This window comes from Gardnerella sp. KA00718 (assembly GCF_049244285.1).
Classification (GTDB): Bacteria; Actinomycetota; Actinomycetes; order Actinomycetales; family Bifidobacteriaceae; genus Bifidobacterium; species Bifidobacterium vaginale.
Map to the genome: position 1 here is coordinate 1,649,727 of NZ_CP058370.1, position 22,090 is coordinate 1,671,816.

15 protein-coding genes are annotated in these 22,090 nt (G+C 43.5%); 4 read left to right on the forward strand and 11 right to left on the reverse strand.

All coding sequences use genetic code 11. From position 1 onward, the window contains the following. Positions 1-48: 48 nt before the first annotated feature. From HXT55_RS06680 to HXT55_RS06705, 6 genes are all read right to left on the reverse strand, one after another. Complete coding sequence (locus tag HXT55_RS06680; protein WP_421792764.1) at positions 49-1,845, reverse strand: ABC transporter ATP-binding protein; 1,797 nt, start codon at positions 1,843-1,845, stop codon at positions 49-51. A gap of 1 nt (position 1,846) precedes the next feature. Further along, entirely contained in the window at positions 1,847-3,673 is a 1,827-nt protein-coding gene (locus HXT55_RS06685; RefSeq protein ID WP_421792766.1) for an ABC transporter ATP-binding protein, read from the reverse strand. A 332-nt stretch (positions 3,674-4,005) separates the two neighbouring features. Next, the gene (locus tag HXT55_RS06690; protein WP_004118189.1) at positions 4,006-5,754 is read right to left on the reverse strand and encodes an ABC transporter family substrate-binding protein; all 1,749 of its coding nucleotides are present in this window, start codon (positions 5,752-5,754) and stop codon (positions 4,006-4,008) included. A gap of 325 nt (positions 5,755-6,079) precedes the next feature. Beyond that, positions 6,080-7,975 carry an ABC transporter ATP-binding protein gene (locus HXT55_RS06695; protein WP_103013370.1) on the reverse strand — a complete coding sequence of 632 codons (1,896 nt, stop codon included), beginning with the start codon at positions 7,973-7,975 and terminating at the stop codon, positions 6,080-6,082. A 20-nt stretch (positions 7,976-7,995) separates the two neighbouring features. After that, positions 7,996-8,943, reverse strand: coding sequence for an ABC transporter permease (locus HXT55_RS06700; protein ID WP_004113854.1), 948 nt, complete (start codon positions 8,941-8,943; stop codon positions 7,996-7,998). Between the two features lie 27 nt (positions 8,944-8,970). Continuing rightward, positions 8,971-9,954, reverse strand: coding sequence for an ABC transporter permease (locus tag HXT55_RS06705; RefSeq protein WP_004138444.1), 984 nt, complete (start codon positions 9,952-9,954; stop codon positions 8,971-8,973). 485 nt (positions 9,955-10,439) lie between these two features. Between HXT55_RS06705 and HXT55_RS06710 the strand changes: the two genes are divergently transcribed. Next, positions 10,440-11,879, forward strand: coding sequence for an aminopeptidase C (locus tag HXT55_RS06710; RefSeq protein ID WP_004112753.1), 1,440 nt, complete (start codon positions 10,440-10,442; stop codon positions 11,877-11,879). Between the two features lie 733 nt (positions 11,880-12,612). Here the strand turns inward: HXT55_RS06710 and metG are convergent. Beyond that, a complete protein-coding gene (gene metG, locus HXT55_RS06715) occupies positions 12,613-14,478 on the reverse strand; it encodes a methionine--tRNA ligase (RefSeq protein WP_004112755.1) in 1,866 nt (621 codons plus the stop codon). Positions 14,479-14,701: 223 nt separating this feature from the next. Here metG and HXT55_RS06720 point away from each other — a divergent pair, with 223 nt between their 5' ends. Together HXT55_RS06720 and HXT55_RS06725 are read left to right on the forward strand one after the other, a co-directional pair. Continuing rightward, positions 14,702-15,592 carry a hypothetical protein gene (locus HXT55_RS06720; RefSeq protein ID WP_421792769.1) on the forward strand — a complete coding sequence of 297 codons (891 nt, stop codon included), beginning with the start codon at positions 14,702-14,704 and terminating at the stop codon, positions 15,590-15,592. After that, on the forward strand, positions 15,582-15,893 hold the full coding sequence (locus HXT55_RS06725) for a hypothetical protein (protein WP_004113848.1): 312 nt from the start codon (positions 15,582-15,584) through the stop codon (positions 15,891-15,893). The genes HXT55_RS06720 and HXT55_RS06725 overlap by 11 nt, the downstream gene beginning before the upstream one ends. Here the strand turns inward: HXT55_RS06725 and rsmI are convergent. Further along, a complete protein-coding gene (rsmI, locus tag HXT55_RS06730; protein WP_004118187.1) occupies positions 15,888-16,781 on the reverse strand; it encodes a 16S rRNA (cytidine(1402)-2'-O)-methyltransferase in 894 nt (297 codons plus the stop codon). The genes HXT55_RS06725 and rsmI overlap by 6 nt on opposite strands. Before the next feature lie 155 nt (positions 16,782-16,936). On the opposite strand from rsmI, the gene HXT55_RS06735 reads away from it, so the two are divergent. After that, entirely contained in the window at positions 16,937-17,782 is an 846-nt protein-coding gene (locus HXT55_RS06735; protein ID WP_410309734.1) for an alpha/beta hydrolase, read from the forward strand. Between the two features lie 251 nt (positions 17,783-18,033). Here HXT55_RS06735 and HXT55_RS06740 read toward each other — a convergent pair whose 3' ends face one another. The 3 genes from HXT55_RS06740 to HXT55_RS06750 all read right to left on the reverse strand — a co-directional run bounded on the left by HXT55_RS06740 (position 18,034) and on the right by HXT55_RS06750 (position 22,081). Then, positions 18,034-19,551, reverse strand: a complete 1,518-nt coding sequence (locus HXT55_RS06740) for a formate--tetrahydrofolate ligase (protein ID WP_064623389.1) — start codon at positions 19,549-19,551, stop codon at positions 18,034-18,036. A gap of 187 nt (positions 19,552-19,738) precedes the next feature. Beyond that, entirely contained in the window at positions 19,739-21,346 is a 1,608-nt protein-coding gene (locus HXT55_RS06745) for a C69 family dipeptidase (RefSeq protein WP_246979635.1), read from the reverse strand. Positions 21,347-21,529: 183 nt separating this feature from the next. Beyond that, positions 21,530-22,081, reverse strand: coding sequence for a YbhB/YbcL family Raf kinase inhibitor-like protein (locus HXT55_RS06750; RefSeq protein ID WP_004113843.1), 552 nt, complete (start codon positions 22,079-22,081; stop codon positions 21,530-21,532). Positions 22,082-22,090 lie beyond the last annotated feature (9 nt).

Below are 22,090 nucleotides of genomic sequence, written 5' to 3' on the forward strand. Positions count from 1 at the left end.
ACATATTTAACGTGGCTTAAAACGTGACTTAAAACGCAACTTTTGCGCTTACTGGATCGCAGCACTAATCGCAGCGTATTGCGATTCCACAAGCCTGTAGTATGCGCCTTTTTGCGCCATAAGTTGCTCGTGGCTTCCGCGCTCCACGATTTGACCATGGTCAATCACGCAAATCAAATCCGCATTCTCTATTGTAGAAAGCCTGTGTGCAATTACAAAAGAAGTGCGATTTTTAAGCAATTGAGCTAATCCTGCTTGCAACGCCTCTTCTGTACGCGTATCTATATTGCTTGTTGCTTCGTCTAGAATTAGAATTCGCGGATTCGCAAGTAATACTCTGGCAAACGATATAAGCTGCCTTTGTCCTGCAGAAAGAGTGGCTCCTCGCTCCTCAATTTCCGTATCGTAGCCTTTAGGCAATTCTTCAATAAACTCGTGCGCGTGAACTACGCGAGCCGCAGCTTCAATCTCTTCGTCTGTTGCGTCAAGCTTGCCGTAGCGAATGTTTTCTTTAACAGTTCCGCTAAATATAAAGCTGTCTTGAAGCATAACGCCCATTTGTTTGCGCAAAGATGCTAACGTTATTGAGCGCACATCGTAGCCGTCAATTGTGATTGAGCCTTCGGAAACGTCGTAGAATCTAGAAAGCAGGCTTACAAGTGTTGTTTTACCCGCTCCAGTAGGACCTACAAGCGCAACCGTTGTTCCAGGCTCAATGTGCAAGTCAACTAAATTCAAAATCGGCTTTCCGTTCTCTTCGTAGCGGAACACAACGTCGTTTACGTCAACCCTGCCTTTAATTTGCGGCAATTCTTTTGCATCTGGCTTATCTACAATATTTGGCTTAATGCTTAGCGTTTCAAAAATACGCTCCAAATACACTGAGCATGTTACGAGTTGCGTGTAGAAGTTACCGATGTTTACAACTGGCTCCCAAAAAGTGCTCGAATACCACACAAATGCTATAAGCGTACCCGTGCTTATGTTCATACTACTTGCATTCATTATGCCAACGTAGTAAAGCAGCGAAATTGCTGCGCTTTCAATAATCGAAGCTCCTGGCCAAAGTAGCATTTGCACTCTAACGTTTCGCATCCACGCTTTTCTAACTCCCGACTGCTGCTCTTGGAATGTAGCGTATTGTTCTGATTCACGCGCAAAAGTTTGAGTGGTTTTTACGCCTGCGATTGATTCGTGCAAATATGCGTTAAGATTGCTTTGCTTATTTGACAGTTTTTTAGACGCTTTTCGTTGCAAAATTTGCAAAGTGCGAGTCCAGATTATAAAAACTGGGAATAATACAAGGCTCCACAATGCCATTCGCCAATCTATAGAAAACATTGCGATCAGCGTAATGATTAGCACAAAAACATCGGAAAATACGTTGATTAAACCAGACGAAAGCGTGTCGGAAAGCGTATTAATGTAGTTTACTATGCGAATCAAAATCTTGCCGTGTGGGCGCGAATCGAAGTAATCAAACGACAACGATTGCACATGCGTAAAAATATCGCGGCGCATATCTTTAATTATCATTTGACCAAGTCGCGTAATAGCAAGCGTTCTGTATGCCAAACCAAGCTCATACAACACAATAAGCACGCCAAACAATGCAATAAGCGCATACAAATACGAAACGTTTTTATTAGGCAAAACTACGTCTATAAGTGTTTTTGTAATCATTGGCGTTATTGTCATAATGCAACTTCCGCTAATAACAACTAAAACTATTTTTACTAATTGCCATGCGTACGGCTTTATGTATTTGCGAACGCGCATCAACTCGTGTAAATTTACGTGCTCTTCTTGGCTTTCATCTTCTTTATAAGTGTTGCGTTGCGCCATTCTACTCACCTTTAGCCTTGTCTAAATCTTCAAATCCCAAAGCTTTGCCCATTTGCATACCAAGCTGCTTTTTGTATATTTCCCAATATCTTCCATGCGACGCCACAAGATGCTCATGCGTTCCGCGTTCTACGATTTTGCCGTGATCTAGCACAATAATCATGTCTGCGTCTTTAACAGACGAGATTCTGTGCGCAATTGTGATTACTGTGCGAGAACCATCTAACTTTTTTAGCTCTTTTTGAATATGCTCCTCAGTTTCCATGTCTACTGCAGAAGTTGTATCGTCCATAATCAAGATTGCAGGATTATTAGCTAGCGCGCGAGCAAGACTTAAGCGCTGCTTTTGGCCGCCAGAAAGACCAACTCCTCGCTCGCCTACTATAGTTTCGTAGCCTTCTGGCATATTCATAATAAAATCGTCTGCATCTGCGATTCTTGCCATACGCCTAATCGTGTTATCTAATTCTTTGCAATTTTCCTCGTTTTGAGGCAACCCAAAGCCAATATTTCCTGCAATCGTATCGGAAAACAGGAATGTTTCTTGCGCAACTATGCTAACTTGATTCCTAACAGTTTCTAGAGGCCATTCGCGCACGTCTTTTCCATCAATCAAAACACGACCACGCGTAGGATCATAGAATCTTGCTATAAGACTTACAAGCGTTGACTTTCCAGCTCCTGTTTCGCCTAAGATTCCAAGCTTTGTTCCTGCTGGAACATCTAAATCAATATCGCTTAAAACTGGGGAATCAAGATCATCTGGGAACGCAAAATCAACGTGTTCAAAAGTTACATGGCCCTTTACCTTAACGTTTTTCTCGGAGGCAGATGGCAAATCAATATGCGATTCTTGCGTAAGAAGCTTACGAATATTTACGCATCCTGCGTTGAATCGCTGCCAATCGTTAATAAGCCACCCAACCATTCTTACTGGCATGTGGAGCATCCAAAGGAAGCTGTTAAACGTTACAAACGCGCCCAAAGTCATGCTTCCATTAAGTACAAGCCATCCGCCAAATCCTACTGTTACAAGCTCTAGCGCAAAGCCCATGCCGTCAAGCCATGGCATGTATTTTTGCGTGTTTTTTGCAAGCGTAATATTGCGGTTAAAGTAGTCTTCGTTGCATTTATCGAATTTCTGTGTTTCAAAAGGCTCGCGCACGAAAGCTTTTACAACACGATTGCCTTCAATATTTTCTTCTACCATTGAGTTCATTCGCGCAAACGATTCGCGAATCGCAAGGAACTTTGGCCTAGCATTCTTGCCCATAAGTCTTGCAAGCCAGAACAAAAATGGCGTAATTGCCATAAGTGCTAGAGCTAGCTGCCATTGTATTGAAAACATTATAACTAGCGCAAACACAAACATCACTAAGCAATCCAGCGCCATATAAGATACCCAGCTTAAAACGTGGCGAATCGCGTCCGTATCCGAAGTCATGCGGCTCATAATGTCGCCTGTGCGCGTGTGATTAAAGTACGTAAAGTCAAGTGAATGTAGCTTTTCGTACTCGTCGCTTACAAGGCGATACACGGCATTTTGACCAAACTTTTCCATTAGAAGCTGGTAGATATACCTTGATCCAACGCGAACAATCATCATTGCAACCATTAGCACGCATACGCCAAGAAGTAAATCATGCTGTTTGCCAATAATTATTTTGTCTACAATAAAGCCCGAAAGCAGAGGCATTGTCATTGCCATTGTGTCGTTTATAGTAAAAAGAACTAGCGATACGCCTACTCTCCACATATCTGGCTTACAATATTGCAAAACCCAGCGCACGTTACTCGCGTCTTTGCGTTTATTTGGATTTACATACATGCGCTAGATTCTCCCTTATTTTTGACTTTGTTTTTTGAGACTTAATCTTAAATTTATAGTTTAATCGACAGCTCTTGTTTGGTGTTGAGCGAGTTTCATAGCGAGCGCTTATTCCTCACGGCATAGCCGTTCGGCTGATTTGGCATGTGAAGCACACCGTGCTTCACAATTGAGCCAAATCACGCTTTGAAGGAGCTTGAAATCCTGTTGATTTCAAGCTCAGTCAAAGCGCACTCAAAAGCATGTGGCGTGCAGCCAAAGACCACACGCCACATGCTATAAGTTAAGCAATCAGCTTAGTAAACTTGCGCGAGTTATCGCTACAAATTTACTCACTTCTGCCAACCAATGTTTTCAACAAAAACGTTAGCATATCCAGCAGGACCGCCGTTAGCGAAGCCCTTCTTGTATGCCTGATAGGTTGGAGGAGCAGAAACTGGAAGCGTACCATACTCGGCGAAAGCCATGGACTCAGCCTTGTTGGCCAATGCAGTCTGTTCCTTGTAATCGTAAGTCTTACCAACCTTGGCGAGCAGGGCATCAATCTTCTTGTTGCCAGTGCCAGTAAAGTTGGAATCGCTCTTAGAACCGTAGACCTGGGAAGCGGATCCCACGAAGCTCAATGGGGATTGGGAAACCCAAGCCATTGGAAGCACCTGGAAGTCGAAGGAGCTTACAGTCTTAGAGAACTTAGAAGCAGGCTTGTTTACAGTCTTGCACTTCATGCCAGCCTTCTTCATCATGGCCTGGAATGCGTTAGCAAGAGCTGCCTGAGTAGAGTCATCGCCGAAGAAGGTAAATGTGAACTGAACGGTCTTACCATTCTTAGCGTAGTAACCGTCTTTGCCCATCTTGTAGCCAGCGGCCTCAAGAGTCTTCTTAGCGTTTTCTACGTTGAACTTACCATCAGCTGGGAGGTTGTTCTTGTAGCCAGCCTGGAACATGGAGAGAAGCTCCGAACCTGGCTGCTCGCTCTTCCAGCTCATACCCTGGAACTGAATCTTGTTGTAGGTGGCAACGTCGAATGCCTGGACAACGGCCTTACGCACGGCCTTGTCTTTGAATGCGCCAGCCTTTGCGTTTAAGTTAATAACACGAATCTTGGTGCTGTAGCCGTAACGGAGCTGAGCGCCCTTAACGCTACGAGCAGCCTTAACCTTATCCTTGGTGGAGATGGAATCCACGGAATCGATTTCGCCGTTCTGGAAGGCGTTCATTGCAGCGGTATCTTCCATACGCTTTACAACAACCTTGTCAAGCTTTGCCTTCTTGCCCCACCACTTTGGATTGCGCACGAAAACAACCTGATCTTCGGTTGCGGACTGAATCTCGAATGGACCTGCACCCCACTCGTTGTGAGGATTATTTACCCAACCCTGGTTGAATACGGTTGGATCGGTTGCCTTTGGATGAACCAATGGAGCGAAAAGCAATTCCCAAGTTGCGCATGGCTTATTGTACTTAACGATTACTTGCTTAGGATTTGCGCCCTGCTCAACGGACTCAATGCAGTCATAGCCCTCGTGAGATGGTACAGAGTAGGCTTCGTTCTGGCCATTCATAACTTCCCAAGTAGCCTTGAAAGCAGTGTAATCGATGTCTGTACCATCGTTCCACTTAGCCTTTGGGTTCAAATCGTACTGAACTACGAGTGGCTTGTCGCTAACCTTCTTAACAGAAGTAATGTAATCAGGGTTGTACTTAACCTTCTCGCCCTTAACGGTATCGTAATAAGGAAGCGATGGCTGGTAGAAGCCCCACAAAGTGCTCATATACGCGGTGTTACCGTCGTTAGAAGCGTAGTTCCAGTTTGGACCCATGTCAGAAAGCGAGAACGTGTAAGTACCGCCATCCTTAACATTGTCACGAGGCTGTGGATTGTCATAACGCTTGTCAACCTTAGGCATTGGAAGAGCGCCAGCGTAGGAAGTATCCACACCTGCGGCTGGCTCTTCGGTCATACCGCCCTTGGCCTTATCTGCTGTAGTAGCAGTTGTGCCACCGCAAGCGCCGAGCAGCATTGCAACAGAAAGTGCAGCTGCGGCGAATACAGTTAATTTGCCTGCATTAGTTTTTTTCATGATTCCTCTCATTCCCCAGAAATGATGTCCGCTTTCTGGTATGTGTGTAGAGTATATCTAATCTTTTGACATTTTGTGTTACGACTTTTTTAACAAATACTGAATTTAAGCTTTTGTTACTTAAGATTTAATCCATAAAAAAGAAAATTAAATACATAAAACAGTCAAACAGAAAATTTTTTAGTTTATTTTAATTAAAAAACAAAATATATTACTTTTTTTAGAATTTATATGCCTGTAACAAAAAATCGCGTGTGTCTTGCATAACACACGCGATCAAAATTGCCCTAAACAAAAGTTTAGGCGTATTCACAAAAGATTAGAATCAGACGCTTGCAACGTCATCAAACGAATCTTCTTCGTTGAGAATAATACGCTTACGATTCTTCTCAATCGTAGGATCTGGAATTGGCACAGCACTAATCAAAGCCTTAGTGTACGGATGCTTAGGATTATCAAACACCTCATCCGTTTCTCCAGATTCAACAATGCGTCCATGGTACATAACAGCAATTCTGCTAGAAATGTGACGAACAACTGCCATATTGTGAGCCACGAACAAGTATGCAACTCCCAACTTATCCTGCAAGTCTTCAAGCAAGTTGATAATGCCAGCCTGAATAGAAACATCCAAAGCAGAAACAGGCTCATCAAGAAGCAAAAGCTTAGGATTCACAGCCAAAGCACGAGCAATAGCAATACGCTGACGCTGACCACCAGAGAACTGAGTTGGGAATCGATCAACCTGATCTGGATTCAGCTCAACAAGCTGCATAAGCTCCGCAATACGCTGACGAATCTCTTCTTTAGACTTCTTTTGAACATGAAGAGGCTCTGCCAAAATATCGTAAACAAGCATACGAGGATCAAGAGAGCTCATAGGATCCTGGAACACGTATTGAATCTTAGAACGAAGCTCGCGACGCTGCTCTTTAGTCAACTTATCGTTAAGATCGGTGCCAAAAACTGTAATAGAGCCAGCTTCTGGCTTCTTTAAACTCATGATTTCCATCAAAGTAGTTGACTTACCAGAACCAGATTCGCCAACAAGGGCCACAGTTTCGCCTTCGCGAATCTCAAGGTCAATGCCATCAACAGCGCGAACTTCGCCAACCTTGCGTCGCAAGAAACCGCCACCAGTAATTGGGAATGTCTTAACTAAGCCCTTAACATCCAAAACAACCTTGCGATCCTCGCGAGGAATGCCCTCAAACATTGGCTTAATAGTTTTTTCGGTTTCTGCATGAAGCAGCGCACGAACGGTTTCGCTTTCTGCCTCAAGACCCATCATATCGCTAGTATCTCCACTCTTTTCTTCTGCCATCAACATATCCATTGTTGGCTTAGAGATTGGAGTTAAGCGGCGAGTACGCTTTTGGTCAACGCGCGGAACAGCGCCAAGCAAGCCGATTGTGTATGGCTGAGTTGGGTGAGTAAAAATCTCTTCAACGCTATTATGCTCAACCAAATGACCCGCATACATAACAATAACTTCGTCTGCAACGCCAGCAATAACACCCAAATCGTGAGTAATGAAGATCATTGCGGCGCCAGTTTCTTTCTGTGCTTTCTTCAAAACATCCAAAACCTGAGCCTGAATCGTAACATCCAAAGCGGTAGTAGGCTCATCAGCAATAATAATATCTGGGTTGTTAGCAATTGCCATTGCAATCATAACGCGCTGACGCATGCCGCCAGAAAACTCGTGAGGGAAAGCCTTTAAGCGCTCAGCTGGCTTAGTAATACCAACCAAGTTAAGCAATTCAATAGAGCGCTCACGAATCTGATCTTCGGTCATATTTGGATTATGAATAACCAAAGCTTCCTTAAGCTGATCTCCAATAGAAAACACTGGAGTTAAAGCAGAAAGAGGATCCTGGAACACCATAGCAATATTCTTGCCACGAATCTTACTCATCTCTGCATCAGACTTCGTTAACAGCTCTTCGCCCTTATAAACAACAGAACCCTTAACAGACGCGTTCTTATCCAGCAAACCCATAACAGCAAGAGAAGTAACCGACTTACCAGATCCAGATTCACCTACAATACCAATGGTTTTTCCTCGGTACAAATCAAAATTCATATTGCGTACTGCATGAACCGTACCAGCTTCCGAAGCAAAGCTAATTTGCAAATTGCGTACAGAAAGAAGTGGTTCGTTGTTCTGATTTTCCATCACAGAATCTTCCTTAATTGCGTCATTCACCATATCAGTCATGTTTAAACCTCCAACAAGCCTTACTCGGCCTTACCAACAGACCTAGAATATGGATCAATCGCATCGCGAAGACCATCGCCAATAAGCTGAACAGAGAAAGTCAAAATAACCAAAACCGCAGAAGGAACCAAAAGAACCCAAGGAGAGGTCATAACGCTACTTTGACCAACATTAAGAAGAGTACCCAAAGAAGTATCTGGAGCCTTGATACCAAGACCCAAGAAGCTCAATGCGGTTTCGCCGTTGATTGCACCAATAACACCGAGAACCGTATTAATAATCAATACAGAACCAAGATTTGGAACAAGGTGGCGAACAATAATGCGGAACGAAGAAACACCTTCAAACTTGGCTGCACGCACATATTCACGCTCGCGCAAACTCAAAGTCAAAGTTCTAAGCGTACGAGCATAACCAATCCAACCAAAGGAAGTCATACCAAACGCAAGCCAAAGCCAATCATTGCCACCAGTCGCGGAGCTAACAATCAAAGCAATAAGCAAGAAGGATGGAACAATCAAAAGCATGTCCAAAACCCACATGCCAACCTGCTCAAACCAACCCTCAAAGTAAGAAATAGCAGTACCAACCAAAGCAGCAATAATTGTAATAGAAATGGAGCTTACAATACCAATAGAAAGCGAGCGACCAAGTCCGCGAACAACCATCGCATACATGTCAGAACCGCCAGGCGTTGTGCCAAGCCAATGCTCTGCGCTAGGAGGAGTTGCAAGAGCCGTAAAATCAGGCTCATCGTAGCCCCACTTACTAATCTTAGATCCAAACAACGCAAGAAGAATCAAGAACACAAGCAGAACCAAGCCAACAACGGCAGATGGTCGCCTAAAGAAACGACGCGTATAAAGCGTAATCTTGCCAGTGCGCTTAAAATTACCCCAAGAATTAGCAGTCGCCTTCTTGTCTGCAGCAGACTCTTGAAGGTTTGAAGATACATCTTTTTTACTCATATCAATAACACCTACACTGTTCTGCAATTAGTTCAAGCGAATACGTGGATCAAGCCAAGCAGAGAAGATATCTGCCAGCAAAGCTCCAGCCAAAGTACACACAGCTCCGAATGCAGCAATAGCAACAGAACCATTAATGTCATTATTAGAAATTGTTTGCACAAAATAGCTACCCAAACCGTTAATTGCGAACACGGTCTCAGTAATCACAGCACCCGTGAACACACCTGCAATAGAGAAGGCAACATCCACAGCCGTAGGAATCAAAGAAGTACGCAAAGCATGGCGACGAATAGCAATGTTCAAAGGCAAGCCCTTAGCACGAGCAGTGCGAACATAATCAGCATTCATAGTGTCAAGCAAATAAGTACGCTGCGTAAGATGGTATCCAACCATGCCAGGAACAGTCATAACAATTGTCGGCAAAATCAAATGCTGTAAGAAGTCAAGAACAAAAGCAATAGGGTTAGAACCTTGATAAGAATGCAATCCCGTAACAAAGAATAAACGAGAGCCAGCAGCATTGTTAACGCTAATTGCAGCTAACACAATAAGCAATCCAAACACAGCAGCTGGAACAACAAGCAAGAACGTAGCAATAGAGTTAAGAACTCGATCCTGCCACTTGTACTGACGAATAGCAGTATAAACGCCAACACTAACACCGAAAACAATACCAAGAACAGTTGCGCAAGTAACTAATTGGACAGACGCACCAATACGAGCCGCAATCGCAGGACCAACAGGAGCCTGCTCTGGGCTTAATCCCCAATCCCAACGAGTAAGAACGCCAGTAATCCAACGCAAATATCTCGTAATAACTGGAGTTTGGTCGTTAATGTTCGCCAAATCCAAAGAACGGTTAATCGAAGGAATTGGTGGATGCGGATGCCTAGACATATAATTCGATCGCGGATCCATAAAAGCACTTGCCAAGAAATACGTCATGGATACGGAGACAAACAGCATCACAACATAATTCAGGCATCGTTTAACGATGTATCGTATCATTGTGACTCTTTTCTACGTCTAACCATTGTTACCTCCATCTGGTAACTGCAAGCCTAAAGCTTGCACACTGCCATCGTTTGCTATACCCAGTTGCAAAAGCAAATCAAAAGCATACTCAAGGCACACTTAAGTAAGCCCTCATAAATGGGACATGTAATTAGTATATTTTTAGCTAACCTATGTACATTGCTTAAAATAAACATGCAATAATACGGAATAAATATCAATTATCACAAAAATTAATACACAAAATCAACAAAACATCAGAATATTTAACGGAATTATTTAAATTTTACGAAAATTAGTTTCGTAAATCGTAATAAAAGTGTAAATACAATAACATTTCGTACTAACAAAACACATTGCAATTAGTTTTACTAGCATCCTACTAAAAAGCACAAATCACGCAAAACGCTACTCGTGCATTGAACACGCTACAATAACGCTTATTCGCCTATTTTCAACCTAACAACAAAAGGAGATATATGTCTGAAAACGTAAAAGCCGTTACCATAGACAACGTGCGCGAATATTCCAAGCATTTTAACGAACAGCGAGCAAATCGAGTAGCCGCAAACGCTTCTGTAGCAAGCGGCGTTCTTAAAGCTGCAACAAGCTATCAAGGACAACGCGCTTTACCACGCAACTTCTCCATAGAATTAAAACAAGGATCAATAACAAACCAACAGCACTCTGGACGTTGCTGGATGTTCGCTTCCCTTAACACTTTGCGTTACGAATTAATGCACAAGTGGAATTTAGACGACTTCGAGTTTTCCGAAAGCTACCTGTTCTTCTGGGACAAGATTGAAAAGGCAAATGCGTACTTGGAAAACGTGTTGGCAACATTAGACGAAACCCTAGATAGTCGAGTCTTTGAAAACATTAACTACGGTCCGATCGACGACGGCGGATGGTGGCAAATGTTCGTTAACTTGGTAAACAAGTACGGACTCGTACCAAAAAGCGCATACCCAGATTCACAGAATGCTATTGACTCAGATGCATTCGTACAATACATAAATACCAAGTTGCGTGAATTCGCGGCTGAATTGCGCGAAGCACACAAGAACGGTACTTCCATAGAAGAGTTGCGCGAAATGAAAATCCGCGACCTTGAAACCGTATACCGTATGACAGCTATCGCACTTGGCGAGCCACCAGAGCGTTTCGACTTTATTGCACGTACTAAAGATGACGACGATAAGAAAGACGAAAAGGACGACAAAAAGAACGAAGCCAAAGAAGACGATAAGAAGGACGATAAGCCAAAGACTGGCAAAGACGATCGTCCAATGATTCGCGAATATGGAATAACACCACTAGAATTCGCAAAGAAATACGTTCCAATTGACGTAAACGACTTTGTGAGCTTGTGCAACTCCCCAATGGAACACACTCCGTTCAACAAGCTCTATCAGCTTAAATACACCACAAACGTTGCTGAGACGAAGGAAATGGAGTTTGCAAACGTTGCGCTAGAAGTATTCCGAAAAGCAGCTGTCGATCAGCTAAAAGACGGACATCCAATTTGGTTTGCTTGCGATTGCACGCAATTCTCGCTAAGGCAAGATGGGTTCTTTGACCCAGCAGTTGTGCGCGTAGACGAGCTATTCGATGTAGAGTTTACATTCGACAAAGCTAAAGGTTTGGAATATATGGATTGCCCAGGCAACCACGCAATGACCTTTACTGGCGTAAACCTTAACAAAGATGGTGAGCCAGACCGCTGGAAGATTGAAAACAGCTGGGGTAAAGATAACGGCGAAGACGGATACTACGTTGGATCCGCGCAGTGGTTTGACCGCTACGTTACAGAAATCATTATTAACAAGAAGTATCTTGATGAAGCAACGCGAGCAATATTGGATCAGGAGCCTGTAATGCTTGATCCGTGGATTCCACTTACAAAGCGCTGCCGCTAAACTTGATATAGAGTGTAACTGATTTATAAACGCAGATTGCAAACGCAAATTACAAATGCAATCTGCGTTTTTTATTTTATTGCGCTTTCCTATTTGGGGTTGCGCGCTCCTTACTTGGTATTGCGCGAGGTTTGAGTATTTCTCTCCTCGCAAGTCCCGTCGCTACGCTCCTCTTTTATTGCTCGTATAGAAATACATCAAACCTTCTGAATATCTGGAACTTTTACGTGGTTTTCATCGCTGAGATTCTCGATTTTTCTTGCTCTCTCGGCGAGTCACCACCTTCGGCGCTGAGGCTCGCCTCTTTCGCTGCGAAAAATCTCGAATCTCTACCACATTTGGCGTAATCATGTAGTGCGTTTGTACCTAGTTTACGGCGTGTCGTGATACAAACGCACTACACAAGCCATAAATTTCCGCTTTTTGTAGCCCTACACGCCGTAAATCAGCTACAAAATCGGGGTAAGCAGCGAACAGTTAAAAAAGATAAAAAGAAGCCCGGTGGGAAAGAGAAGACCCACCGGGGCAGAGAGAAAGAGAGAAGAAGGTTTCAGTTATGGGGTTCGCGAACGAACCTCACTGATGGATAACCATCAGCAATACTCATTATAACCACACTTTTCTCGCAAAACACGCATATAACCTAAAAATTTCCTTAAAAAATTTTTTAAATCCTGATAGTCAACCTATTTTTTGTTACATGCATCACTATAACTTAAAATTTTTCGTTTAATCACTTAGATTCTAGTGATTTTTTAGCCGCAGCCAATCTTTCTTCGTCAGCTTTACGACGAGCAGCAAGCGCAGATTCAAAACGCTCAAGCTCCTCATCAATAGCCTCTTTAGGAATTTTGGCAAAAATCGGAGTTGGCTTAGCGACAGGCGTACCAGTCACTAATTCCTCACTCTCCCACGGGTGAACAGTTTCGCCAAGACGATAGTCGCCAGTAATAATCGGATACTTAAAATCTGGATTATCTAAGTCAGTCACCTCTTCAATTCTTGGCAGAGGCGAGAACACACCCGTACCACCAAGAGCTTCCCACACTTTTTGCGCAGAATGTGGCAAGAATGGAGCAAGTAAATGATTAGCATCAGAAACAGCTTGAGCTGCAACGTGCAAAACAGTACCAAGACGTGCTTCATCATCTTTAATCTTCCAAGGCTCAGTTGCAGAAATATACTTGTTTATATCCGACACAACACGCATTGCCTCGTTAAGCGCATTCTTCTGATGATGACGTTCAATCAAACCACCAACAATCTCAAAAGCATTAGAGGTTTGATCGAGCAAAGCGCGATCCATATCTGTCATTGAATTTTCATCCAGAGCAGGAATCTCTCCGAAATTCTTATGAATCAAATTAGCGACACGATTTACCAAATTACCCCAGCTGGCAGCAAGCTCTTCGTTATTATGACGAACAAATTCTGCCCAAGTAAAGTCGGCATCAGAATTTTCAGGACCAGCAATAGAAATGTAGTAACGCACAGCATCCACAGGATAACGCGCCAAAATATCCTTCACGTAAATCACAATTCCACGCGAAGAACTGAACTTCTTGCCTTCCATAGTCATAAACTCAGAAGCAACAACTTGCTCAGGCATATTCAGCGGGCCATAAACTCCAGCCTCGCCACCCTTAGAGCCAGCGCCATTATACGCAAGCATTTCTGAAGGCCAAATCTGAGAATGGAAAGTAATGTTATCTTTGCCCATAAAGTAATAGCCAGGAGACTTAGGGTCACACCACCAATCGCGCCAAGCATCCGGCTTACCTTGACGACGTGCCCATTCAATAGATGCAGACAAGTAGCCAATAACAGCGTCAAACCACACATACAGGCGCTTATTCGGGTTATCAACCCATCCTTCTACAGGAACAGGAATACCCCAGTCAATATCACGCGTAATAGCTCGAGGCTTAACTTCCTTAAATAATCCAATCGAGAAGTTGATAACATTTGTACGCCAACCATCCCTTGAATTAAGCCAGCTTAAATTAGCATCAGCTAAAGCAGGCAAATCGAGGAAGTAATGCTCTGTTTCTTCAAATCGCGGAGTCTCACCGTTAATCTTGGATACAGGGTTAATAAGCTCATCTGGATCCAACTCGTTTCCGCAAGCATCGCACTGGTCGCCTCGAGCACCATCCGCGCCGCAAAGTGGGCATGTGCCTTCAATGTAGCGGTCTGGAAGAGTACGACCTGTAGAAGGCGAAATCGCAACCTTCTGAGTACCCTTATAAATGTATCCGTTCTTTAAGCACTGACGGAACATCTCTTGAACAACATGCTCGTGATTTGCTGTAGTCGTGCGCGTAAACAAATCGTAGCTTAAACCCAAATCGCACAAATCTTTAGTAATCACGCGATTATAGCGGTTTGCAAGCTCCTGAGCACTAACGCCTTCTTTATCTGCCTCAACTAAAATCGGCGTGCCATGTTCGTCTGTACCAGAAACCATAAGCACGTCATTGCCCTTCATACGCTCATAACGCGCATACACGTCTGAAGGAACACCAAATCCTGCAACGTGACCAATATGACGAGGGCCATTTGCGTAAGGCCATGCAACATTCACCAAAATATGACTCATAGCCAAATATTATCTTGTTCAGCGAGGACACCTTAATAAAAAACATATACACATATGCACATTTTTTAATGTAAAAATGCTTAAAAATCCACTTTTACACATTTCGCAAAAATCTTATGGACAACATGAACAAACGTATCTATTCTGTCTAAAACCATATGTCTAAAACCATATGTCTAAAAAATTATTCCCAATCATTATGTCTAACAAGAAAGGAGGGATTATGAATAACGAAGCAGAAATTATTGCAAACAAAACTATTAACAATTCGACTAATACTACAAGTAAATACACATGCAAAACAACCGATAAGCAAACAAATAAAAGAACAGATAAATCCACGATCAAGCCAATCGCTAAAAATTTAAAAAAGACTTCAAGACAGACTTCAAGACAGACTTCAAGGCACAATTCAAAAACGACTTCAAAAAGCAGAAACTATGATGCGAATAAATACAGTACGACTAAAGATATAGCTCAAGAAACAAAAATAATTCTTGAAAATTACGACAATAAAAATCAACACATTGACATTAGTAAAAATCTTCCAACCTTACTAGACACAACGCATCTGCCAGGACCATTGTGCATGAAGAAATTATCTAAATTCGGAGCTTTTGAACGATTGTCAATAAGAAGCGGATTTGCACATTCCACTGCAAAGTCCATTGAGGGGCGGTGCAAAATACTCAAAAAACTAATACCACGAGACTCTGCAGCATGCATGTTTACAGCATCATGGATTTGGCTTGGAGGAACAATTCCAAACATATTAGACATTATCTCTGGCAGCCATTATCGTGTAGTGCCACATGATCATCCATTACGAGTATTCAGACGAAAATTGTTGAAGAGAGAACAAAAGGTGATTAAAGATTTGCGCATAACATCTCCTGCTCGAACAATCTGCGACATAGCATTAACACCGTCTAAAAATATTTACGACGAGATACGCAAAAAAGACACAATTTTCAATCTGATTCAAGAATATGACACAAGCTTTAAAGAATGCGAAAAAATCATAAACAGCAACCCACATTTTCCAGGAGCACAAAAAGCAAAAGATTGGCTAAAAAACGTTATAGAACAGGAAGATATTTTTTATGAATATTAATATTGAACACTTAAATCAAGTACAAGAAAATACAGAAAATTTCCATAAAACACAAACAAAAGACCTACCGCCAAAACCGCCAATTATTCTCACAGAGCAAGTAGCATGCTGTGAAAATACAGACAAAGAAATACTTTGGCACATAGCGAGAAACATTCCGCACTTACGAAAATGGGTTATAGCAAACCCAGCCGCTGACGCAAAAATACTGGAGTATATTTCACAGAAAGGCGGTCCAGATGTTAAGCATAGCTTAGACGTACTTTTAGAAAGCTACGATTACGCGAAACAGATTTCATGACTTGATGTTTAAACAAGCAGCATAAACTTCTTTACGATTCGCAAAAGAACCGTCTGAAAGAGGATTTTGTGAAACAATACGCGTTATAGCATCTTTAATACGCAAACCCTCGTTTTGCGAAAGATCGTAAGACATTTGCGCAAGCTGTTCAACGCTCAAATCAATGTTTTGCTGCTTGATTTCTTCATCGCTAGCTCCCGCAATCACAAGAACAATTTCTCCGCGCGGAGGGTCGTTTTCTACGCTTTTGCATATTTGAGAAATTGTTCCTCGCCTTATTTCCTCAAAATCCTTTGTAAGCTCGCGACATAACGCCATTTTGCGATCTGCGCCAAAAACTGCAAGAAGATCTTCCATTGACTCCGCAATTCTGTGCGGCGCCTCATAAAAAACGATTGTTCGCCGCTCTGAAAGAAGCGAGCGCAAATGCTGCTGTCTGTCTCCAGATTTACGCGGCAAAAAACCTTCGTAGCAAAAACGGTCTGTTGGCAAGCCAGAAAGCGCTAGAGCATCTAGTACGGCACTCGGCCCAGGAGCGCAAGTAACAGGCAAATCGCGCTCTATTGCACGGCGAACGATCGCAAGCCCTGGGTCGTTAATCGTAGGCATACCAGCGTCGGAAACAACAAGAACGGTATTGCCTTGCTCAACCTTATCCAGCAAGCCATCTGCCTTATTGTGCTCATTGTGATCATGATATGCAATAACTTGCCCAGAAACATGCACGCCAAGGCGATTTGCAAGATCGTAAAGCCTGCGCGTGTCTTCCGCTGCAACAATATCCGCGGTTTCTAGAAGATTAATCAAGCGCGATGAAGCATCTCCCATATTGCCAATAGGAGTGGCTGCAAGAACAACTTTACCCAAATTATCTTCTTCATTACGCATCTTAAATCTCCTTATAAAACCTCTTAAGACTCTACACGAATTTATAAAATAACGCACTTAAAAAATAAGATATTTGATTAGAATTATGCTTAGTAATTGCGCTTAGTAATTATGCTTAACATAAATTGCAAATAAGCAAAACGAAAAGAGATACCATGAAGATTATAGAACGCCAAATTAAAGGCATTGACGGTAGCAACGCGCTTCTTACTGGATATGTTTTAGATGACAACTTAGATAGCGAAGGGGATCAAACACGCCCAGCAGTGCTGATTTTGCCAGGCGGCGGATTCTTGCGCGTTTCTAATCGCGAAGCAGAACCTGTTGCTATGAAGTTTGCTGCTGCTGGATTCCACGCATTTGTTCTGCGCTATTCTCTTGTGCCTAGTGCACACCCGACTCAGCTTTTGGAAGCAGCACAAGCTATGCAATTGATTCGCGATAATGCAAAAGAATGGCATGTAGATGCGCAAAAAGTGGCGATTATTGGATTCTCTGCAGGAGGCCATGTTGCAGCAAATCTTGCGACTAGCGTTAGCGACGATGTTGAAGAAACAAATGGATACAACGCAAATGACGTTCGTCCAAACGCTCTTATGCTTGCTTACCCAGTGATTTCCGCTGGCGAATACGCACATAAGCCAACTTTCGACCGTCTTTTTGGAGACGTAGATTCTAACACTCGCGCGCAACTCGTTGAACAGCTTTCGCTGGAAAATCACGTGTATTCTAAGACTCCACCTGTGTTCGTTTGGCAAACGATTACAGACCAAACGGTTCCAGTTCAAAACTCAATTATGTTTATTAATGCTTGTGTTAAAGCTGGCGTAAGCGTGGAAGCACATTTGTTCCCTAAGGGTCCGCACGGCTTGGCTTTGGCTGTTAAAGAAACTGCTAAGCGCGATGAAAATGGCGCAGTGATTCCTGAGTTTGTACAACCAGAAGTTCAGCAGTGGATTGATCTTGCTTGCGATTGGCTTCGTCGCACATTTGCGTGCTAATCGACCTGTCTTCGAGCTTAGAGCGTAGCGCGAAGGTAATTCGGAGCGCTGAGCTTGCTCAAAGTTGAAAGCACAGTGTGTTTTCAACGCAAGCGAAGTCGTTCGCGCGCTTAGACCGCGCGAACGACAGGACCTGCCCGAGATTGTACGTGATTTAGGTCAAATTTGGTACAAACTCGGGAAAACAATTCCGCTTTTTGTAGCTCTAATCAGCGTGTCTAACTACAAAAAGCGGAAATAGTTGAGAAAGATCACACGATTTTTGGCATTGGCGTTGTTAGTGAAGATGTAAGGTTGACTTGAACAACCCCAGCTCCAGCGTGAACTTCTACTTTCTTTAAAGTTACAGTGCGAGAATCTTCAGGCGCGTGATCGTCATCAGTCATGGTTGCTGGCGACTTTACAGCAACAAGAGCCAAGCTATCAAAATCAACACCAGCCTTATTGCACAAATCCTGCGCTTCCTTCAACGAATCAGCAAAACCTGCTTTGTCGATTACGCGCTCAGCAGGCACACCATACGCCTCGGAGCAAAGCAGATTAATGCGCTCGCGAAGCGACTTTCCTCGCCTACTTTCTGGAACTTTCGTTTCAGCATCAGCGGTAATCACAGACACAAAATCGTCTAGCTGATCTGCCAATCCATCTCCGCCATCTCGGAATAAATTGCCAACAATCGGCTTACGGAATCCCAAAGTCTTAGCTTGCTCAAGCAAATCTGGAACTTGGCTATCTTCCCCTTCCCACAAATTAATAAGAGGGAAAGTAGGAATATCAAGCGACTCAAGGCGCGAAACGTGGAACGGGTAGCGCCATGCAAGCGTTTCGTCATCTCGCCAAGTAGTTGCTCGAGTAACAACAACCGCAGCAGCAGGCCACTTTGCGCCAAATTCGCGAGCAGCAATATCTAGCCACTTTTGCGCACCAGCATCCGTGCCATAGCCTGCTTCCACAACAACAACATCGTGCAACGCACAAGCCATTTCAACGCTTACAAGGCTTGGAATACCAAGAGATACGTTGGCAAATGGCCCGCAATGAACATAAATCGGAGAACCATTAATCGTCTCAGTTTTTGCAGGCTTTACAGCATCGGCAAGAATATTTGTGATTCGCCACAAGTCAACAAAATCGCCAAATTTAACAGGATTCCCGTCTTTTGTGCCAGCAATCATGGCAGCAACGCGATTTGCGATTTCTTCCATGCTTCTCGAAAGCACTACAATTTGCATAAGCTCACAAGTTGGCGTTAACACAACGCGCTCCGCAACCGTGCTCTTGCCAAAGTCAACAGCAATACTACGCAAAGATCTTGAAGGTACTTCACTTACGCGCGGCACTAAAATCGTGTCTAAAATACCCTCGTCAATCGCTTTTTCTGCAAAAGAAACAAGCAAATTCTGCGCACATTCAATGGCAGCCATTTCTCCGCACAATCCCCAATCGATTAGCTCAGGGTGCGAAAGTGAGGACTTTCCGCCGCCGCTAGCGCCGCCTTTTGAACCCGCTGCAGTAATGCCCATGCTTGGCTGGCGCAAAACAGCCGCCGCATCTACCCCGCGTTCGCGCAACGCGTCTACCAGCGCAATAGTGGTAGTTGTTTTGCCTTCTCCTCTAGAAGCCTTAAGAGGAGTATCAGCTGTAACGAGTAGCACTTTACCGTGCTTTTTTTGCTCACTTGGATTCTTCTTTAAATAATCCATAAATCCGAAGGCGTCTATTTTTTTAACTAATCCAAATTGCGTAGTAAACGAATCAAGAATGCTCATATTCCCCACTTTCATAAGCAAAAAGCCTAGTAGATGCCCAATAGTGTTCAATAACAAACGTTCAATATTAAACGCGCATAGCTAATGTAAATGAACAATTTTTATACTATACGATTGCATGGGCGTGGTATAGCAATATTACATTAAAACTATGCGCGTTATCACTAATGTCTATAACAGCTTGCGATCAGTGATCGGAACGATTAAAACCATTCTTCATACGCATGCTAGTTATGTACAGCACTGTGTCAAGCAAAGAATCTGTTTCTTTCTTCAACTTTGCTGCCATATCGTCGTTCGCTTCAGCCAAAGCTTCACGCACTTTGTCGTTACGAAGCTCTGCAATAATAGCTTCAGGATCGCGAACTAAATCATCGTAATCTTCGCCTTCATTACCTTCACGTTCTGGTTCGTAATCCTTCAAAGAAACGCCAAGAATGTCTGCCACGGCAGCATCCGTAGACTTAACCATTGCGTGACCAAGGGAACCGACAACTTCTTGGTAACGCTCAATCGCGTTTGCAGTGTCGTTAAATGCGGCATCCGCAAGAGCTGCAATAATGCGATTCTCCCAATAGAAGTTTTCGCTTGTTACGCGAGTAGTCGTATCTTCCAAATACTTTGGAGTTTCGTTTACATTTGGATAGAACGGCACAAGCGCATTAAATGGGTTAGAGCCGTACGCCATCCACTGAATTGTGCGGAACGCTTCTGGCACGTAAGGGCGGATTTGCATAACAGCCAGCTGACTTTGACGATTGATGCCGATTGGACGGAAAAGATGACGAGTATGCTCATCGCCAAGCTTGCCGTAAGGATCGTACTCAGTGCCCTGATAGTGCGAGCTAAGCACGTACTTAACGTCTTCAACCGTCACTTTGCGCTCAGGCTGACGCGCCCACGGAATATCGTTGCTATCTGGCTTGTGATCAGCGTCTTTACCATCCCACACTTCGTCATAAGGATTCAAGAAACGCTCCATAAACCACGCGCGAGGAGTGTTGTACACGTGGTCGGCATCTGAATGAGAGCCAAAAGCATCACGAGGATTAAATGGCGAAGCGTTTTCAACCGACAAATCTAAGTGGTTTTCTTCAATAAACTCAAGCAAATCAGCCGAGCACATGTGCTCTTCTTGGTCTCCCAAAGCGTCTTCCAAATCGAACTCGTCGATTCCAAGCTGGTTTGGCATAACAACATACGCCTCGTCTGGCACGCGCTTAGCAATCCAGTGGTGTCCGCCAACAGTTTCCATCCACCAAATCTCGTTTACATCCGAGAATGCAACGCCGTTCATCTCGTAAGTGCCGTACTTTTCAAGCAACGCGCCCAAACGCTCAACGCCTTCGCGAGCGCTACGAATATAAGGCAAAACAAGCGTTAAGAAGTCTTCTTCGCCAATTCCTCCTGGCACTTCTGACTTATAATCAGCGTCGCCTTCCTTACCTTGCGCTTTTTGAAGCTCCACCATTGGGTCTGCGCCCAGCACGCGCTCGTTGGATGTAAGCGTTTCGGTTGCGCTCATTGCCACGTTTGCTTCGTTAACGCCAGCTTCTCCCCAAATTCCTTCGCGCAAGTCTGCGTTTGGAACGCTTGTGTATTGCATTGGATTATCTGGAAGCTCTACTGTTACGTGGCTAAGCACGGACTTATAAACGCGAGGCTGGTCTTGCGGCTTTACTACCACTAAACGCTTTGGATTAAACTCGCCATTTGCTGAGTCTTCGTTACGCGCGATAAGCGTGGATCCGTCGTAGCTCGCTTTGCGTCCTACTAAAATTGTTGTGCATGCCATATTTGCATCCTCATTTTTCTAATTTTTGATTATTTTGGTTATTTGATTATTTTTGATTATTTTGTTTGTTTAGATTAGTTTGATTGGTTTTGCTTATTTTTGACTATTTTACGCACGCATATATAGTCGTAAGCTGCTTGCGACTAATCCGCACGAAGTCATATAAAGCCTAAATCCTAAATTCTAAGCTTTTCCTCGCAAATATAATCCGTTAACGTCTACATACGAATCGTAATGCCTGATTTCATTCATCATTTCGTTAAGATAGAAGCCTTCTTTAAGATTTGGAAGAGGCTTTTGCGTGCCGAACACTTCTAGCATGTAGTCGTGATCCTTGTCTGGCGGCTGCGGGCCATTGTAGCGCATTGTAATTGCAGGGTCTGTGCAACCCACAAATCGGCTAGCTTGCGAGTTTCGCCCTTGTACAACTTCTGGAATCATAGTTGGCATTGTGCGCGAAAAGTCTTGCGGAATTTGCAAAGCGCGCGAGTCATTAAAGTCAAACATAAGCGCTTCCACTGGAACATTTGCCACAACCCAATGAATCCACTGAAATCCGCACACTGGTATAGCGTCGTCGTCTACAAATCGCCAATGCAAGTAGTGCACAAAATCCGGCAACTTGTCTACATAAAATGGAAAAGACACGACTGGAACGCCGTTAATCTTGTTTTCTTCCGGCGCAGCTTTTGCAAAGTTGTCTGGAATAGTGGTGAAATCTGTAGAAATATTCATAATTTAAGT

Excerpts from the sequence above, each read along its gene's own strand:
- metG (WP_004112755.1), bottom strand. The coding sequence starts at position 14,478 with ATGAGTCATATTTTGGTGAATGTTGCATGGCCTTACGCAAATGGCCCT.
- HXT55_RS06690 (WP_004118189.1), bottom strand. The coding sequence starts at position 5,754 with ATGAAAAAAACTAATGCAGGCAAATTAACTGTATTCGCCGCAGCTGCA.
- HXT55_RS06750 (WP_004113843.1), bottom strand. The coding sequence starts at position 22,081 with ATGAATATTTCTACAGATTTCACCACTATTCCAGACAACTTTGCAAAA.
- rsmI (WP_004118187.1), bottom strand. The coding sequence starts at position 16,781 with ATGCGTAATGAAGAAGATAATTTGGGTAAAGTTGTTCTTGCAGCCACT.
- HXT55_RS06710 (WP_004112753.1), top strand. The coding sequence starts at position 10,440 with ATGTCTGAAAACGTAAAAGCCGTTACCATAGACAACGTGCGCGAATAT.
- HXT55_RS06685 (WP_421792766.1), bottom strand. The coding sequence starts at position 3,673 with ATGTATGTAAATCCAAATAAACGCAAAGACGCGAGTAACGTGCGCTGG.
- HXT55_RS06700 (WP_004113854.1), bottom strand. The coding sequence starts at position 8,943 with ATGAGTAAAAAAGATGTATCTTCAAACCTTCAAGAGTCTGCTGCAGAC.
- HXT55_RS06725 (WP_004113848.1), top strand. The coding sequence starts at position 15,582 with ATGAATATTAATATTGAACACTTAAATCAAGTACAAGAAAATACAGAA.
- HXT55_RS06680 (WP_421792764.1), bottom strand. The coding sequence starts at position 1,845 with ATGGCGCAACGCAACACTTATAAAGAAGATGAAAGCCAAGAAGAGCAC.
- HXT55_RS06720 (WP_421792769.1), top strand. The coding sequence starts at position 14,702 with ATGAATAACGAAGCAGAAATTATTGCAAACAAAACTATTAACAATTCG.
- HXT55_RS06745 (WP_246979635.1), bottom strand. The coding sequence starts at position 21,346 with ATGGCATGCACAACAATTTTAGTAGGACGCAAAGCGAGCTACGACGGA.
- HXT55_RS06695 (WP_103013370.1), bottom strand. The coding sequence starts at position 7,975 with ATGACTGATATGGTGAATGACGCAATTAAGGAAGATTCTGTGATGGAA.
- HXT55_RS06705 (WP_004138444.1), bottom strand. The coding sequence starts at position 9,954 with ATGATACGATACATCGTTAAACGATGCCTGAATTATGTTGTGATGCTG.
- HXT55_RS06735 (WP_410309734.1), top strand. The coding sequence starts at position 16,937 with ATGAAGATTATAGAACGCCAAATTAAAGGCATTGACGGTAGCAACGCG.
- HXT55_RS06740 (WP_064623389.1), bottom strand. The coding sequence starts at position 19,551 with ATGAGCATTCTTGATTCGTTTACTACGCAATTTGGATTAGTTAAAAAA.